Annotated in this window: 20 protein-coding genes; 9 read left to right on the top strand and 11 right to left on the bottom strand. The window is 70.6% G+C overall.

What is annotated here, in order from left to right; translation table 11 throughout:
• Positions 1–1830 carry a hypothetical protein gene (locus EXE47_RS10885; RefSeq protein WP_089307621.1) on the bottom strand — a complete coding sequence of 610 codons (1830 nt, stop codon included), beginning with the start codon at positions 1828–1830 and terminating at the stop codon, positions 1–3.
• Positions 1831–1984: 154 nt separating this feature from the next.
• Here EXE47_RS10885 and EXE47_RS10880 point away from each other — a divergent pair, with 154 nt between their 5' ends.
• The 3 genes from EXE47_RS10880 to EXE47_RS10870 all read left to right on the top strand — a co-directional run bounded on the left by EXE47_RS10880 (position 1985) and on the right by EXE47_RS10870 (position 3825).
• Entirely contained in the window at positions 1985–2779 is a 795-nt protein-coding gene (locus tag EXE47_RS10880) for an alanyl-tRNA editing protein (protein ID WP_086216495.1), read from the top strand.
• A 123-nt stretch (positions 2780–2902) separates the two neighbouring features.
• The gene (locus EXE47_RS10875) at positions 2903–3223 is read left to right on the top strand and encodes a transcription factor S (RefSeq protein ID WP_049929490.1); all 321 of its coding nucleotides are present in this window, start codon (positions 2903–2905) and stop codon (positions 3221–3223) included.
• A 71-nt stretch (positions 3224–3294) separates the two neighbouring features.
• Positions 3295–3825 (top strand): hypothetical protein, encoded by a 531-nt coding sequence (locus EXE47_RS10870; protein ID WP_089307622.1) that lies wholly within the window; start codon positions 3295–3297, stop codon positions 3823–3825.
• A 7-nt stretch (positions 3826–3832) separates the two neighbouring features.
• Here EXE47_RS10870 and EXE47_RS10865 read toward each other — a convergent pair whose 3' ends face one another.
• From EXE47_RS10865 to EXE47_RS10855, 3 genes are all read right to left on the bottom strand, one after another.
• On the bottom strand, positions 3833–4420 hold the full coding sequence (locus EXE47_RS10865) for a hypothetical protein (RefSeq protein WP_089307623.1): 588 nt from the start codon (positions 4418–4420) through the stop codon (positions 3833–3835).
• A 47-nt stretch (positions 4421–4467) separates the two neighbouring features.
• The gene (locus tag EXE47_RS10860) at positions 4468–4848 is read right to left on the bottom strand and encodes a methylglyoxal synthase (RefSeq protein ID WP_049929493.1); all 381 of its coding nucleotides are present in this window, start codon (positions 4846–4848) and stop codon (positions 4468–4470) included.
• 362 nt (positions 4849–5210) lie between these two features.
• On the bottom strand, positions 5211–7136 hold the full coding sequence (locus EXE47_RS10855) for a beta-CASP ribonuclease aCPSF1 (RefSeq protein WP_049929494.1): 1926 nt from the start codon (positions 7134–7136) through the stop codon (positions 5211–5213).
• Positions 7137–7357: 221 nt separating this feature from the next.
• Here EXE47_RS10855 and EXE47_RS10850 point away from each other — a divergent pair, with 221 nt between their 5' ends.
• A complete protein-coding gene (locus EXE47_RS10850) occupies positions 7358–7873 on the top strand; it encodes a hypothetical protein (RefSeq protein ID WP_086219613.1) in 516 nt (171 codons plus the stop codon).
• Between the two features lie 34 nt (positions 7874–7907).
• Here EXE47_RS10850 and EXE47_RS10845 read toward each other — a convergent pair whose 3' ends face one another.
• The 7 genes from EXE47_RS10845 to EXE47_RS10815 all read right to left on the bottom strand — a co-directional run bounded on the left by EXE47_RS10845 (position 7908) and on the right by EXE47_RS10815 (position 12899).
• Positions 7908–8747: an SDR family oxidoreductase gene (locus tag EXE47_RS10845; RefSeq protein ID WP_233127158.1), complete on the bottom strand. Its 840-nt coding sequence runs from the start codon at positions 8745–8747 to the stop codon at positions 7908–7910.
• A gap of 72 nt (positions 8748–8819) precedes the next feature.
• Positions 8820–9296, bottom strand: coding sequence for a GNAT family N-acetyltransferase (locus EXE47_RS10840; RefSeq protein WP_049929498.1), 477 nt, complete (start codon positions 9294–9296; stop codon positions 8820–8822).
• Positions 9297–9350: 54 nt separating this feature from the next.
• A complete protein-coding gene (psmA, locus tag EXE47_RS10835; RefSeq protein ID WP_049929499.1) occupies positions 9351–10112 on the bottom strand; it encodes an archaeal proteasome endopeptidase complex subunit alpha in 762 nt (253 codons plus the stop codon).
• A 4-nt stretch (positions 10113–10116) separates the two neighbouring features.
• Positions 10117–10596, bottom strand: coding sequence for an Rpp14/Pop5 family protein (locus EXE47_RS10830; protein WP_049929501.1), 480 nt, complete (start codon positions 10594–10596; stop codon positions 10117–10119).
• 7 nt (positions 10597–10603) lie between these two features.
• Complete coding sequence (locus tag EXE47_RS10825) at positions 10604–11227, bottom strand: class I SAM-dependent methyltransferase (RefSeq protein ID WP_089307624.1); 624 nt, start codon at positions 11225–11227, stop codon at positions 10604–10606.
• Complete coding sequence (locus EXE47_RS10820) at positions 11208–11960, bottom strand: RNase P subunit p30 family protein (protein WP_089307625.1); 753 nt, start codon at positions 11958–11960, stop codon at positions 11208–11210. Before EXE47_RS10820 ends, EXE47_RS10825 begins: the two co-directional genes overlap by 20 nt.
• Positions 11961–12083: 123 nt before the next feature.
• Positions 12084–12899: a DUF6498-containing protein gene (locus EXE47_RS10815; protein ID WP_049929504.1), complete on the bottom strand. Its 816-nt coding sequence runs from the start codon at positions 12897–12899 to the stop codon at positions 12084–12086.
• A 71-nt stretch (positions 12900–12970) separates the two neighbouring features.
• On the opposite strand from EXE47_RS10815, the gene EXE47_RS10810 reads away from it, so the two are divergent.
• The 5 genes from EXE47_RS10810 to EXE47_RS10790 all read left to right on the top strand — a co-directional run bounded on the left by EXE47_RS10810 (position 12971) and on the right by EXE47_RS10790 (position 15656).
• Positions 12971–13255 carry a DUF357 domain-containing protein gene (locus EXE47_RS10810; protein WP_086216485.1) on the top strand — a complete coding sequence of 95 codons (285 nt, stop codon included), beginning with the start codon at positions 12971–12973 and terminating at the stop codon, positions 13253–13255.
• 81 nt (positions 13256–13336) lie between these two features.
• Positions 13337–14455 carry a M20 family metallopeptidase gene (locus EXE47_RS10805; protein WP_089307626.1) on the top strand — a complete coding sequence of 373 codons (1119 nt, stop codon included), beginning with the start codon at positions 13337–13339 and terminating at the stop codon, positions 14453–14455.
• Positions 14456–14557: 102 nt separating this feature from the next.
• Positions 14558–14710: a 50S ribosomal protein L39e gene (locus tag EXE47_RS10800; protein ID WP_004050128.1), complete on the top strand. Its 153-nt coding sequence runs from the start codon at positions 14558–14560 to the stop codon at positions 14708–14710.
• On the top strand, positions 14711–14989 hold the full coding sequence (locus EXE47_RS10795) for a 50S ribosomal protein L31e (protein ID WP_049929507.1): 279 nt from the start codon (positions 14711–14713) through the stop codon (positions 14987–14989).
• 1 nt (position 14990) lies between these two features.
• Positions 14991–15656 (top strand): translation initiation factor IF-6, encoded by a 666-nt coding sequence (locus EXE47_RS10790; RefSeq protein WP_049929508.1) that lies wholly within the window; start codon positions 14991–14993, stop codon positions 15654–15656.
• The last annotated feature ends 19 nt before the right edge of the window (positions 15657–15675 follow it).

Genomic DNA, 15675 nt, shown 5'->3' with positions numbered 1-15675 from the left:
TCAGCCGGACTCGACGACCACGCCGTGCTTGGAGACGTGGAGGTAGCTCACGACGGGGACCGTCTCGCCGTTGAACGGCCGCCGCGTTCGCAGCGCCTCGTCGTAGTGGATCTCGATGTAGCCATCCTCGAAGGAGAACCGCCTAAAGGTGAACGAACCGTTGATTTCCATCCGGTCTTTCAGCGTCACTTCGCTTTGCGGGGCGTAGAAGACGCCGGTGAACCGGATACGCTCGGCGTCGTTTTGGCCGCCCTCCATGTCGACATCGTCCCCGCTCGAATACAGCCAGAGGTTGCTCGCCACGTCGCGGTCGGCGGCGATGTTCACGCTCCCGGTCAGATCGATCCTGCCGGTGTTGTGGATGTCGATCCGGGTGTCGTTTACCGTCGTCACCGCGGCCGTGTCCCGAAGGCTGATCGAGTCGTCGACGTACAGCGTCGCTCGACCGTTCCCGGCGGCCCTGATCGTGTTGTTTCCGCTGAGGTCGACCGCTTCGTCCACCAAGACGGTGATGTTCCCGCTCGACGTGTCGAGCTCGATCCGGCTCTCTGACCCGTCGCCGGTCAGCTCCCCGGCGACGTGGAGCGTCGCGCCGTCGGTGACGCTGAGCGTCGCCCGATCGGAGAGGGAGACGTCGCCGTCGACGTACGTGGTCTCGTCTATCACCGCCGTCTCGTCGCCGGACAGATCGATGCCAGTCGACTGTTTTGGCGCGGTGTCAGCGAGGCTTCGGTTTCGCACGCCGGCGATGCGCTGTCTGATCCCGCCTTCGACCGGCGCGAGCTCGTCGAACGCCGTCTCCGTACTTTTATTGGTAACGTTCAGCTTGTCAGACTGACCGGGCGGGATGTTGAACGACTCGGCCGTGAGGTTCCCGCGAATCTTGATCCTCTCCGTGTTCCCGCCACCCCCCCTCGTGAGCGCGAATTCGCCGCGGGTCTGGACGCTCGCGTTCTCGCCGGGCGGCTGGGAGCTGTAGGTCCCGTTCGTCGAGTTGTAGCTGTCGGCGTAGAGCCAGTCGATGTCGCCCATCCGGAGCTCCGCACGCCCCGTCGCCGAGACGCTCGCGCTGAGCGTCGGGTGGACGGTCGCCGTCCGCAGCTCGATCCGCACCCGGTCGTCCGTGAGATCAGTCACCGACGCGCTCGTCCGCGACTCGAAGAACCGACCCCACGCGTCGGCGTACTCGCTTTGAACCGTGATCTCGACGGTCACGTTGCTGTCGGCGAGCGGGTTCCCGTAGTCGGTGTTCGGGAACACCGGCCGGGCGTCGGTCGCGCTCTCGCTGATCTGAACCGTCTCGCTCAGCCCCGCCGAACCCTTCTCGATCGTCACCAGTGGGAGCGTGAGCGTCTCCGGCCCGTCGGTTCCGCGGTAGTGGAACTCGGGCGGCGACACCATCTCGGAGCGGCCACCGGTCGAGCGCCACACGCCGCCGCCCTGGTACGCGACGGTCTCGCCGCCGCGCTCGTAGACAATCGCGCCGAGCGACGTCCGGTTGGTGTACGTCCCGTTCGCCCCGCCGCTCACCTCGATCTCTAACCACCCTGCGTCCTCGTCGACGCGGAGGTCCGCGCCCCGGCCGACATCCACCCGTGCGCGCTGCGACGGCGACCCGCCGTGCGCGACGAGGCTCGCCTTGGAGTCTAACTGCGTCATCGCGCCCTCGACGCGCTGGAGGTCCGCGGTCTGTTGGGAGTCGTCGAGCGCGGCGCCGCCGAGCGCGACCGTGGTGCCGACGACCGCGACGGTCAGTCCCAACAGCAACACGGTGCCGAGCACCTCGCTCTGCGCGCGCTCGGCCGCTGCGCCGCCCGCTCCCCCGTTCATACTCGGCCCTCGCACTCGCGCACGCATAAGCGTGGACTCTCGGCTATCAGTCTCGATAGCCGAGACGGGGGCGTCCGCGGACGCCCCGCGGTCGCGCTCGGTGGCCGCCGCGGAGAGCCGTGGATATATCTCGGCGGCGACCCTTCCTGTATCCGTGACCGAGCGACTCTACCTCGCGGACGACGCGGTGACGACGTTCGAGGCGACAGTCGAGCGCGTCCTCTCGGACCCGGCCCGGATCGTCCTCGACCGGACCCACTTCTACCCGACCGGCGGCGGGCAACCGCACGACACCGGGACGATCCGGGCGACCGACGGCGACGGGGACGCTCCATGGCGCGTCGTCGACACCGAGATGGCGGACACGGTCCACCACGAGGTCGAACCGACCGGAGACGCCGGTAGTTCGGACGAGGCACCCGCGCTCCCGGAGCCGGGAACCGACGTAACCTGCGAGATCGACGCCGACCGCCGCGTGGCGCACTCGCGGTACCACACCGCACAGCACCTGCTGTCGGCGCTGCTGCTCGACGAGTTCGACGCGCAGACGACCGGGAACCAGCTGTACGCCGACCGGGCGCGTCTCGACGCGGCCTACGAGCGGTTCACCGACGACGACCTCGACCGGATCGAGGCGCGGCTCAACGAGCTCGTCGCCGACGCGCGACCGGTGTCGAGCTACACGATGGACCGCGAGACCGCGGAGGCGACGCTCGACACCGACCGGACGCGGATCGACCTCCTCCCCGACTCGATCGAGGAGCTCCGGATCGTCGAGATAGCTGGCGCGGACGAGGGCGACGAGCCGTACGACCGCACCGCCTGCGCGGGGACGCACGTCGCGAACACGTCCGACATCGGCGAGGTCGTCGTCACCGGTCGAGAGACGAAGGGGCCCGAGGAGGAGCGCGTCCGCTTCGCGCTCGCCGAACACGTCGACGTGGAATGACGGGGGAGACGCCGGCGGCCCGGTCGGCGTCCGCCCGCGACTCTTCCCGGCGCTCGCCAACGCCTCCACCCGGCGTCCGTCTGCGATCCCGCCGTTTATATACGATCCGCGGTAGGTTCGGGCATGAAGTTCTGCGACGAGTGCGGATCCATGATGAAATCCGGCGCGGGCGAGGACCACTGGGTGTGCGACTCCTGCGGGTACGAGATCGGGCGCGAGGACGGCGACGACGAGTGGACGACCCAGTCGCAGGTCGAGTCCGAGATCGTCGACGTGAGCGACGCCGAGGACAAGGGGCTCCCGACGACGACCGCGCAGTGTCCCGAGTGCGACAACGATCAGGCGTACTGGTACATGCAGCAGATCCGCGCGGCCGACGAGTCGGAGACCCGGTTCTTCGTCTGTACCGAGTGCGAACACAAGTGGCGCGAAGACGACCACTGACCGGCTCTTCGACCCTCTGACCGCCTCCCGCTGCCCGTCCGTTTTATTCCCGTCCGGAGAGATACGAGTCCATGGAGCCACCGGTCGTCCCCCGCGACCGCCTCGACGGCTGGACGCTCGTCGCGGAGGCGACGGAGCGCCCCTTCGAGGCGGGACCGGTCTCGGTCACCGCGGGCACGGCGCGCTACGAGCGCGAGACCCCGCCGCCGCGGCCGTTCCTCTTCGCGAGTCGACTCCGCGTCTCGCCGGAGACCGGACCGAACCCGGCGCTCACGCGGCTCGTCGAGTCGCGGGCCAGCGAGGGGTTCCGCGACCGCCTCGCCGAGCGGGACATCACCGACCTCGCGCGGCGCGACGAGCGACGCATCGACGTCGACGATCCGGACGCGTCGCGCGCGACGCTCACCGTGTCCCACGGGCGCTGCGAGGTCGACGGCGAACGCGTCTCGGTGGAGGCGCTGCTCGCGGTGTGGGAGGCCGGAGAGTACCTGCTGGCGGGCGGCGCGTACCCGAGCGGTGACGACTTCGAGGCGACCCGACGGGAGGTGTTGTCGCTCGTCCGCGGGGTTCGTCCCCCGGACGACGACGCGGTCGAGCGGTAGGGACCCGTCAGCAGTCGACCGCGCCGGCGCTCGAACCGATCGGCGATCCGTCGTCCTCGTAGTCGGCGTCGCCCACCGACCCGGTGAACATCGGGAACCGTAGCTCGTAGGTGTACAGCACGTCGAACGCCGCGAACGGGTCTCCGTCAGCGATCGCCTGCCGCGCGGTCAGTCGCACGCCCGCGGCGAGCGTCACGATCGGTTCGCCGCCGAGTCGCCCGGCGGTCTCGACGCCGAACTCGTTGCCCGCGGCGGGGTCGGTGAGTACGGAGAGGTGGATCACCGTCTCCATCGTCGCGCTCCCCTCGTCGCCGCCGATCGCGATCGGGTACCCCGTTCCGGCGAAACACCGCGTGATCGGGCCGACCCGACTCCCGCTCGCGTTTGCTTCGGCGCCGACGGTCCCCGGACCGCCCGCGGCCCCCGCGACCGACGCGTGGGCGCCCGCCGCCGCCAAGCGAACGACCGTTTCCGACCCTGCGGCGTGCTCCGACACCGCGGGCTGGCCCGCGGCCGCGCCGGCGCCGACGGTCGCGAGGAGGAGCAGCAACGCGAACGCGAGGGCGCGGACGCGGGTTCCTGCGGGGCGAGTCATCTGTCGACCCTTGGTTCGGCCGGGTTAAATCTCCGCGGTCGGCGGTATCAGTCGAGAGAATCGCCGCCGAGCAGCCCGTCGACGAGCATCTCCGCGGACGCGACGTTCGTCGCCAGCGGTACGTCCTTCACGTCGCAGACCCGCAGCAGCGCCGAGATGTCCGGCTCGTGCGCCTGCGCGGTCAGCGGGTCGCGGAGGAAGACGACCCCGTCGATCTGGTCGCCCGCTATCATCCCGCCGATCTGGAGGTCGCCGCCGAAGGGACCGGAGGCCTGCCGGTTCACGGAGAGGCCCGTGGCCTCCGCGATCCGCTTTCCGGTCGTCCCGGTGGTCACCAGTTCGCACTCGCCGAGGGCGTCGGTGTGCGACTCGACGAACGCGACCATCTCGTCTTTCAGCTCGTCGTGAGCGATGAGCGCGAGGCGCATACAGGGGAGTCGCGGGGGCGTCGCTTAAGCGCTGGCCTCGTCGCCCGAACCGTCCCCGCCGCGGGCCGTCCCCGCCGCTGGCCGTCCGACCCGCGCCGGAACGACCGAGCGTCACCGGCTACGCGCCGGCGACCGCCGGGACCGGCGCTCCGTCCGCGAGCGTCGTCCCCGACCACACCGGGACGAACTGCGGCATCGCGCCCGCGATCGTCACGCACACCCACGCGATCAACAGCAGGTGGACGAGACCGCCGAGTCCCGGCGCCGCGTCGATGTCGCCCGGAACTACTCACATACGCGGGAGGCGGAGCGCGTCCGCCCTCCGGCTGTCCCCGAATACGCTCGCGCCCCTCGCCGCGCGCCTACTTGAACCGGAACGTCTCCAGGTTCTTCGGCGCGAACGTCCGCATGTTGTAGTCGTGGTACAGCGACGAGGAGAGGTCCTGGACGGAACTCTCGTCGCCGTGGACGCACAGCACCTTCTCCGGGCGGGGGTTCATCGTCTTCACGAAGTTCTCTAACCCCTGCCGGTCGGCGTGGCCGGAGAAGCCGTCGACGACCTCGGTGCCCATCTCCAGCGTGAGCGTGTCGCCGCGGCTCCCGCCGCCCCAGCCGTCGACCGGGATCTCGTCCCAGCCGTTCTGGATCCGGCGCCCGAGCGTTCCCTGCGCCTGGTAGCCGACGAAGACGAGGTTCGAGTCCGGGTCGGGGCCGATGTGGCGGAGCCACGACATGATGGGCCCGCCCTCGATCATCCCCGAGGTAGAGATGACGATACACTCGTCTCCGTCGGCGACCTCCTGCCGCTCCTCCTCACCGGCGTCGATGTGGTTGAACTGGTCGGCGAGGAACGGGTTCTCGTCCTCGTGGAAGATGCGGTCTCGGAGGTCGTCGCGGAGGTACTCGGGGTATGTGGTGTGGATCGCGGTCGCCTCCCAGATCATCCCGTCGAGGTGGACGGGCATCTCGGGGATCTCACCCTCGCGCATCGCCTCCTCTAAGACGAGCATGATCTCCTGTGAGCGCCCGACCGCGAAGGCGGGGATGACGACCTTCCCGCCCTGCTCGTACGTCTCGTTGATGACCTCCTTGAGCGCCTCCTCGGAGTCCTCCTGGTCGGTCTGGTAGTCGTTGCGGCCGCCGTAGGTGGACTCAAGCACGAGCGTCTCCACGCGTGGGAAATCGTTGACCGCGCCGTTGAACAGGCGGGTATCCTCGTAGTGGATGTCGCCCGAGAACGCGACGTTGTAGAGGCCGTCGCCGATGTGGAAGTGGGTGACCGCGCTGCCGAGGATGTGGCCCGCGTTGTGGAACGTGAGCTTCACGTCCGGGGCGACATCCGTCACGTCGCCGTACTCCAGCGGGATGGTGTGTTTGATCGCGTCGCGGACCTGTGCGGACTCGTACGGCGGCGTCCGCCCGTCCTTCGCGGCGACGTCGAGGTAATCGAGCGTGAGCAGCCCCATCAGGTCGCGGGTCGGCTCCGTCGTGTAGATGGGGCCGTCGTAGCCGTACTTGAACAGGAGCGGGACCAGCGCGGAGTGGTCGAGGTGGGCGTGGGTCAGGATGACCGCGTCGAGGGTCGCCGCGCCCGCGCCGAGCGCTTCGGGCACTTGGAGGTACGGCACCTCGCCCTCCGCGCCGGGCTTGTCGCCGCAGTCGATGAGGATCCGGGTCTCGGGCGTCGAGAGGATGAATGCCGCCCGGCCGACCTCGCGGCAGCAGCCGAGCGTCGTGATCCGGACCCACTCGTCGTCGGACATCTCCTCGCGGTGGATCTGCCGGCCGACCCGTTCGAGGATGTCGCGGCGCTCCTCGCGCTCGTTCTTCAGGAAGCCGCGGACGTTCGAGACGGTCGAGGACTCTATCGGCGGCGTCCGAACGACCTCTGGGGTCCACCCGACCTCCTGGGTGATCTCGCGGAGCGTCGAGCCCCGGCGGCCGATCACCATGCCGGGCTTCTCGGCCTCGATGACGACCTCGCCGGTGTCCTCGTGGAAGTCGAGGTCTGTCACGCCGGCCTCTTCCGGGATCACGTCCCGGACCTCGTCTTCTGCCCGCGCCGGCGGCGAGAGGGCGCTCGGGTCCGGGCGGACCGTGATCCGCTTTCGGAGCTTCGAGGCCAGCCGTCGGATCAGGTCGCCGTCGCCGGCGAACCGCTTGGGGTCGCGCGTGTACACGACCAGCTCCGGTCCCTCGTATTTCACGTCGGTGACCGTGATGTCGTTCGGAATCTCCTGTTCGATCTCTGATTTCAACGTATCGAGTTGCTTGTCGACTTGACTCATATCTCACTGCGGGTCGTCGGGGCCGCCGTCGTCGAATCGCGCCGCGGGTCGCGCCGCGACACGCCGCCGATCGGTCGACCGTGACGGGTAGGCATAGTGGAAGTACTGTCCGTAGTGTTCCGTGCGGGAACAGCCAGCGAAAACCCGCTTGTCTCAGGCTACTGCCCCGCCGTTATAAAAGCCTTCGCAAAGGGCAAGCCCCGGGCGGCCGAACGCCGCCCATGCGCGTCACGCCGCAGACGGTCCGCGACGAACACGCCTGGGTCCGCGACCGCGCCGACGTCGTCGTCCCGGTCCTCAACGACACCCGCGACCGCCTCGGTCGACGGTTCGAGACGACGGTGGACGAGGTGGCGCCAGACGCCTACCGCCGCGAGGTCGACGCCGTCTTCGCCGACGGCGAGGTCGCGGTCAACGTCGCGGCCTGCGTCGGGCTCCTCCGCGACCTCGACGTGGCGGGCGACTACCCGGGCTTCGTCGTCGACGAGGTCCTCGGGCGCGAGCTGGCGGCGACGATCGCCGGCGGCCGTCCCCTCTCGCTGCTCGCGCAGGCGACGTTCCACGTCGCGGACACGCACGTGGACCGCGACGCGGCGGCCGAGGCGGACGGGGCCGGCGCCGGAACGGCCGGCGCCGACGACCTCGACGCCGCGCTCGCGGCGGGGTTCCAGACGCGGCTCCCCGGCTGGAACTGGCGGGAGGGGGAGAGCCCGTTCGCGGTCGACGCGGACGGGTGACCCGCCGCCGCCGCTCGACCGGAGCGCGCCCGCGCTACGAGGTGAAGCTCCGAATGAACCCGTAGGCCTTGTCGATCAGGGCGTCGGGGAGGAACCGCGCGAGGACGCCGACGCTCGCGACGGTGCCCGGCTGGACCCGCGCGGGCGGCTGCGTCGCGCTCGCGGCGTCGTAGATGGCGTTCGCGACGAGTTCCGGCTCGACCGAGCCGGGGCCGTCGCCGCCGATCAGCTGCGCGTCCTCGAACATCGCGTAGAACTCGTCGTACGCCTCGGTCCGCTCGATCCCCTCGCGCTCCTCGGGGTCGGCTTCCGACTCCGCGCGCTTCGAGAAGTTCGTCCGCACGGGCCCCGGCTCGACGACGACCACGTCGATGCCGAGGTCGTCGACCTCGTTGCGGAGCGCGTCCGACATCGCCTCCAGGGCGAACTTCGACCCGCTGTACACGCCGCCGCCGGGGATCGACACCCGCCCCGCGACGGAGGAGACGTTGACGATGGTCCCGTCGCGCTCGCGGCGCATCGACGGGAGGACCGCCCGGATCAGTCGGTGCGGCCCGTACACGTTCACGTCGAACTGCTCGTGGACCCGCTCCGTGGTCACGTCCTCGACCGGGCCGAACTGGCCGTAGCCGGCGTTGTTGATCAGGGCGTCGATCGCGCCCTCCTCGTCTAAGATCCGCTCGACCACGCGGTCGATGTCGTCCTGATCGGTGACGTCGAGCGTGGCGAGCTCGCAGCCCGCCTCGCCGAGCGCTTCGATGTCCGCCGGGTTCCGCGCGGTGGCGTACACGGTCCATCCCTCGTCGAGGAACGCGTGCGCCGCGGCGCGACCGATGCCCGAGGAACAGCCGGTGATGAGTGCCGTCTTCTGCACGCGTTTCCGGTCTGTCTCCGACGCAATAACTCTCCCGACGCGGGCGCGGCCGACCCGCCGCGTCCCGGTCGGCTACAGCTCCTCGGTCCGGATCCCCATCGCCTTCGACGCCGGCGCGGTCCGCTCGAACCCCCACCGCTCGTAGAATCCGTCGACGTCCGCGAAGCGGTTGACGTACGCGCCGTCGGGGGCGTTCGCGCGGAGCCACGCGACGAGCGCGCCGACCATCGCCGTCCCGATCCCCCGGCCCTGATGCGGCGGCGCGACCGCCGTGTCCGAGAGGTGGAACACCGACCCGCCGTCGCCGACGAGCCGCGCCATTCCGACCGTCGACCCGGACGCCGTCTCGACGACGTGGACGCCGAACGTCGTGTTCGGGAGCCCGCGCTCGACGGCCTCCCGGGACCGGTCTGTCATGCCCGCCTCCCGCCGGAGCCGGCGGAACGCCTCGACGGAGGGGGTCGTCTCGCGGAGCTCGTACCCGTCCGAAAGCGGTGACTCGCCGAGTCCCCGGTCGGCGTCGGCAACATCGACCGCGTCGTCGCTCATGTGTCGGCGTTCGCGGCCGCAAAAGTAGTCGCTTCGGTGCCGCGCTGGCCCGCGCTACTCCTCGTCGTCGGCCTCGTCTTCGTCGGTCGCGAGCAGGTCGCGCTCGTCGAGGATCGACTCGATCTCGTCGACCGGCCGCTCGGCGTACTCGGGGTCGTCGACGGTGATCGTCGCGACGCCGACGCCGTCCGGGGACAGCTCGCCGTCGTTCGACTGCGCGAGGGTGTCGAGCGCGAGCCCGACCGCCTCGTCCGTCGAGATGCCCTCCTCGTACTCCGTCTCCAGGTAGTCGCGGAGGTCGCTGCGGTCGGAGCCGATCGAGAGCGCCTGCCACTCGTACGGCGTGCCCGACGGGTCCGTCTCGAACAGGCGCGGCTCGCCGTTCTCGATGCCGCCGACGATGAGCGCGACGCCGAACGGGCGCGCGCCGCCGACCTGCGTGTACTGCTGGATGTGGTCGGTGATGTTCTTCGTCAGCGTCTCGATGCCGACGGGCTCGCCGTAGCGGAGGCGGTTCACCTGCGCCTGCCGGCGAGCGAAGTCGATGAGCTGGCGCGCGTCGGCGACGTGGCCCGCGCTCGCGACGCCGACGTGGTCGTCGGCCTTGTGGAGCTTCTCGATGCTCTCCGGCTCCATCAGCGGGGAGCGGGCGCGCTTGTCGGCCGCGAGGACGACGCCGTCCTCGGCGCGGATCCCGACGCTCGCCGTCCCTCGTTTCACCGCCTCCCGGGCGTACTCGACCTGGTAGAGTCGGCCGTCCGGAGAGAAGATTGTGATGCCGCGGTCGTACGCCTGCTGTTGGGATTGGCCCTGCATGATATCACTCGGTGTCGAACGTCGTCGCGCCGACGCGGTCCGACTCGGTCTCCACGTCGCACGCGTCTCCGCGCACGACCGCGGGCCGCTCGGACCCCTCGAACGCGACGTCTCGCTGTGTCGAACTGGCGGTCGCGCGACCCATATATCTTTCCTCACAGGCACGTACCGTCCCCGAAATCCCCCGCACGCGGATTCCGACCGGCTCGCCGTCGACCTCGCTCACGCAGGCCACCGCCGCGCGCGCCTCGTCGACGTGGCCGTGTCTGACCCGGACGACCGCCTCCCCGGTCCCGTCGGCGTGCGCGAACGACAGCAGCGTGAGGTCCGCGTCGGCGCTGCCGGCGTCCCCGAGGAGGTTGCCGGCGCTGTACCACAGCGCGCGCTGGAACGCGCGCCGCCCGACCTCGGCGTCGGGCCACGTCTCGATCCCGACGGCGAGGTACCGCCACCGCGGCCGGAGGTGTTTGGGGAGGTGCTTCACGGCGAGATCACGCCGGGAGTTCGCGGACGCGCTCCGCGACGATCACCGCGACCTGGTCGTGAATGCGCTCGACGACCGTCACCGCGAACCCCTCGTCGGTGAACGCCTCGACCAGCGTGCCGACCGTCGCGGGGTCGTCGACCTCGGGGCTGTAGAACGGAGCCTCGGGGTCCGGCTCCTCGAAGAAGGCGACGTCGCCGAGGACGATCCGCCGAGCGCCCGTCTCGCTCATCACGCGGATCGCCTCGCGCTTCTCGTCGTCCGCGAGGTGGTGGAGCGCGAAGTTCGAGGTGACCACGTCGACCGGTCGGTCGGCGTCGATCCCGGGGTCGCGGAACTCGCCGTACGCGAACTCGACGGTTTCGAGGCCGCGGTCGGCCGCCTTCCGCCGCCCCTCGTCCATCATCCCCTCGCTGATGTCGCGGGCGAGGACGCGCTCGGCGTCCTCGGCGAGCGCCAGCGCGATGGCCCCGGTCCCGGCTCCCAGATCGAGGACCACGTCGTCCGCCCCCGGCGACGCGTGGTCGATCACGAGGCTCGCGCAGGCCTGGTACTCGTCGCTCTTCGAGTCGTCGTACGACGCGGCCTTCTCGGAGAACCGTTCGGCGTGTTCAGCGACCGTCTTCTTCATACCTGCCACGTCGGACCCCCGGCTCTATGAAGCCCTCGGAGCGCCGCTCCCGGTTACGCTCGACGAGGTCGCCCCACGCCCGGAGCCCCGCGCGGACGGCCTCGGCCTCGAAGCCGATCGCCTCGCCGACCGCGACCAACTCGCGGGGCGCGCGGAGTCCGAGGTGCGACCGCGCGTTCGCGCTCACGACGTACGGCGCGTCGTAGTGGGCGACGATCTCCCGGAGCTTCCGGAGGTCGGCGAGCGCCCGAACCCGCTTCCCGCCGGTCTCGCGGAGCGCGGGGCCGAAGTCGAACTCGACCCGGACGCCGTTGTCCCGTGCCGCCTTCGCGAGGACGTGGTTGAAGTCGCCGCCGCCCGCCATCGGCCGGACGAGGACGTCGACGCGGGCCTGCTCGACCGCGAACCGGTTCAGCGCGTCGTCGCCGCCGACCACGCAGACCACGGTTCGGTCGGACCGGTAGTTTCCGACCGCGCCCGAGGCGCTCGTCGGATCGTCGGCGTCGATCTCGACCGCGTCGACGACGTCGATCCCGTACTCCTCGCGGAGCGCCTCCGGGCCGCGAGCCGGGCTCTCGCCGCGGTCCGCAGCGCTCGGACCGCCGTCCCCGGCCGCCGTCAGCGCGTCGCGCGTCCGCACCACGATCCCGTCGTACCCGTGCCGGGCCGCGGTGGCGGCGTGGCGCGCGACGGTTGCCTCCCCGTCGGGATAGGCGTGAACGGCCTCGTACATGCCCCGCCCTTTCGCGGCCGAGCGTATCGGCGTTGCGCTTTCGGCACCGCGACGCCGGCCGCGTCCTGTCTCCTCGCCGCGTTCGCTTCCCTCCCATCGCCGACGCGACCGCGCCCCGCGTCGTCAGGCGTCTCCGACGGACTCTTCGTCCTTCTTCCAGTCACGCCTGGCGTCCTCGCCGGTAAACCACGTCGCGATCCCGTCCGGGTCGTCCTCCTGGAAGGCGCGCCGCCGGCTCCATTCGACGGTCGCCTTCCCGAGCGCGATCGGGAGGAGGTACGGAACGAGGAGGACCGCGTCGGCGACGCCGTCGAGCAGCCCGGGAGCCAGTACCACATCGATCACGGCGATTCCGAATGTCACCGAAACGACCGTCAGTATCGCGACGACGAAGTAGAAGAAGACGACGCGCTGGGCGGCCTCGACCACCATGTACGGCGACTGGTCCTCGTAGGCGCGCTCGGCGAAGAACTCCCGACGCACCTCCCCGACCTGCGCGCCGCAGACGCCGAGCGTCGCCACTCCGACCGTGGGCGTGAGGTACGAGAGCGCCTCCCAGCCGACCGCCAAGAGCGGAAACATCATGAACGCGAACACCCCGAGCGACCGGCGGACGACGCGGAAGTTCCGCCGGTAGATCGGCGGGAGCCACGAGACGAGGTGAACCGGCTCCGCGTCGGTCTCCCACACCTCGTCTCGCTCGGCGTCCTCGTCGTAGCCGGTGATGTAGAACGAGCGGTCTTCGAGCCGGATCGGTCGCTCGGCGAACATCGCGGCGGCGGCGTGGGCGATCACGAGGGCGGCGACCTCTATCCAATACACCGCGAGCAGTTCGCCGACGCGCCAGCCGAACCCGACGACGCCGGCGAGCGGGAGGAGGTTCGTCGCGACCACGAGGGCGAGGGCCGATCGGCCCCCTGCGGGAGGGCGGGACTTCATCAGTCCAGTGTAACGGGTCGCGAGCGCAAAAATACCCGACCGCTTTTGTCCGCCCGACGGAACGCTCTGACATGCCCGCCGATCTTGAGGAGAAGACGGACCGCTACGAGCGGATGCTCGCGGACGCGCTGGCCGTCGCGGAGCCGCGCCCGCCGGCGGACACGCCGCTGGGCGAGGCCGCGGCGGACGTGACCGAGATGGCGGAGTCGTACCTCGACGACGGCCGCCACTTCCGCGACGACGGCGACCCGGTGAACGCGCTCGCCTCCTACTCGTACGGCTACGGCTGGCTCGACGCCGGGGTCCGGCTCGGGCTGTTCGCGGTGCCCGACGACACGGAGCTGTTCACGACCTGAGCGCCGGCCCGCTCCGGGGCCCGCGCTCGCCGCGCCCGACGTGAGGGACGCGCTTATGCGGCGACGGCCGTCACTGAGTCCATGGACGAACTCGCGGACCTCACCGAGCGGCTCGTCTCGATCCCATCGCACGAGGACGAGACGGCAGCGGGCGACGCGATCGAGGAGTGGCTGCGCGCGGAGACGGACGCGACCGTCGAGCGCGACGACGCCGGCAACGTGCTCGCGTTCAGGGGCGCGACCGACGACCCCGATGCCGACTCGCTCGCGCTCGTCGGCCACCACGACGTCGTCCCGCCCGCGCCCGAACAGACGGCCGGCGAGGGGACGGAGGGCGAGTACGTCGTCGATCGGCGCGACGGTCGGATCTACGGCCGCGGCACGGCCGACATGAAGGGGTCGGTCGCGGCCGCGATGCTCGCGTTCCGGAACGCGACGCCGCCGGAGGGCAGGGAGCTGATCTTCGCCTCCTTCGTCGGCGAGGAGGTCGGCGGCGACGGGGCTCGCCACGCGATCGACGCGGGGTTCGCCCCGGAACGCGCGGTCGTCGCCGAGGGGTCGACGAACTACTCGAAGCCGGGCGTGACGGACGTCGCCGTCGCCCACCGCGGCCGCCGCGGGTCGCGGCTCGTCGCGCACGGGGAGGCGGCCCACGCCTCGGAGCCGGAGGCGGGCGAGAACGCGATCTACCGCGCCTGCGACGCGATCGACGCGGTCCGCGGGCTCGACGCCCCGGAGGCGACGGTCCTCGGGAACGACGTGTCGGGGTCGCTGGCGGTCACGATCGTCGACGGCGGCGAGACGTGGAACGTGATCCCGGAGCGCTGCGAGGCGACCGTCGACGAGCGTACCGTTCCGGGCGACCGAGCCGATCTGGCTGGCGTCGCCGACGCGACGGCCGGGGTCGAGCTCGTCGTCGATCAGGACCTCCCGCCGATGGCCTGCGGCGACGCGGCGTTCGCGGACGCCGCCCTCGACGTCGCCCGCGCAGTCCACGATGAGTCGGGCTTCGACGCGCCCGAACACGTCACCAAGCCGCACGCGACCGACGCCGGCTGGCTCGCGGGGGCGGGGACCGACTGTCTCGTCTGCGGGGCCTCCGAGCCGGGCGAGGCACACACCGACACTGAGAGCGCGAGCCTGGAAGCCCTCGACCGCTGTCGTCGGATCTACATGGGGGTCGCCGAACGGGAACTGTAGTGGCCGCGAGGGGGAGGCCCCGGACGGAGCGGGGACTCACGGGCGCCTCGCGCGACCCGTATGGAAGGGGTTTTATGCGCCCCGCGGAAAGTGTGCGCCACTATGGGAGACAAGTCGAAGGCTCAAAAGAAGCGTCTGGCGAAGGCGGAGCGCCAGAACACCCGCGTCCCCGCGTGGGTCATGATGAAGACGGACATGAACGTGACGCGAAACCCCAAGCGGCGCAACTGGCGCCGGAACGACCTGGACGAGTAAATGTCGACGAACGACTTCGAGGAGCGCGTCGTCACCGTCCCGCTCCGCGACGCCAAGGAGAAGCCCGTCCAGCAGCGCGCCGACTACGCGATGAAGATCACGCGGCAGCACCTCGCGAAGCACTTCTCCGTCGACGAGGGCGACGTGATCATCGACGGCTCCGTCAACGAGGCCGTCTGGGCGAACGGGCGCCAGAACCCGCCCAGCACGGTGCGGGTCCGCGCGGCTCGGTTCGTCGAGGACGGCGAACCGGTCGTCGAGGCCGAGCACGCCGAGTAACGTGTTACGGGCGACCTTCACCGGCTCGTCGTACGTGGGCGTGTTCGCCCGCGCCGTCGACGACCTCCTGTTGATCCGACCGGACGTCGACGAGGCGCTCGCCGAGGACCTCGGGGCGGAACTCGGCGCGGAGCCGCTGCTGACGACGGTCGGGAGGTCCAACACGGTCGGATCCCTCGCGACGGGCAACGAGAACGGGATCCTCGTCTCCTCGCGCGCGACCGAGCGCGAGAAGGAGCGGATCGCGGACGCCGCCGGCGTCCCGGTGCGCGAACTCCCGGGCGAGATCAACGCCGCCGGGAACGTCGTCCTCGCGAACGACTACGGCGCGTACGTCCACCCGGACCTCTCGCGCGAATCGATCCGGACGATCAAAGACGCGCTCGACGTTCCCGTGACCCGGGGCGATCTCGGGGACGTCCGGACGGTCGGAACCGCGGCGGTCGCCAACGACACGGGCGTGCTGTGTCATCCACAGTCGACGGAGTCGGAGCTTCAAGCGGTCGAGGAGGCGCTCGACGTCCGCGCCGACCTCGGCACCATCAACTACGGCGCGCCGCTCGTCGGCTCCGGCCTCCTCGCCACCGACGAGGGGTACGTCGTCGGTGACGACACGACCGGACCGGAGCTCGGCCGCATCGAGGAGACGCTCGGCTTCATCGACTGAACCGCGCTCCGCCTTCTCC

This window comes from Halorubrum sp. GN12_10-3_MGM (assembly GCF_005435235.1).
Taxonomy (GTDB): domain Archaea; phylum Halobacteriota; class Halobacteria; order Halobacteriales; family Haloferacaceae; genus Halorubrum; species Halorubrum ezzemoulense.
The sequence above is the reverse complement of the archived record's forward strand: the minus strand, read 5'-3'. Positions and strand labels throughout refer to the sequence as shown.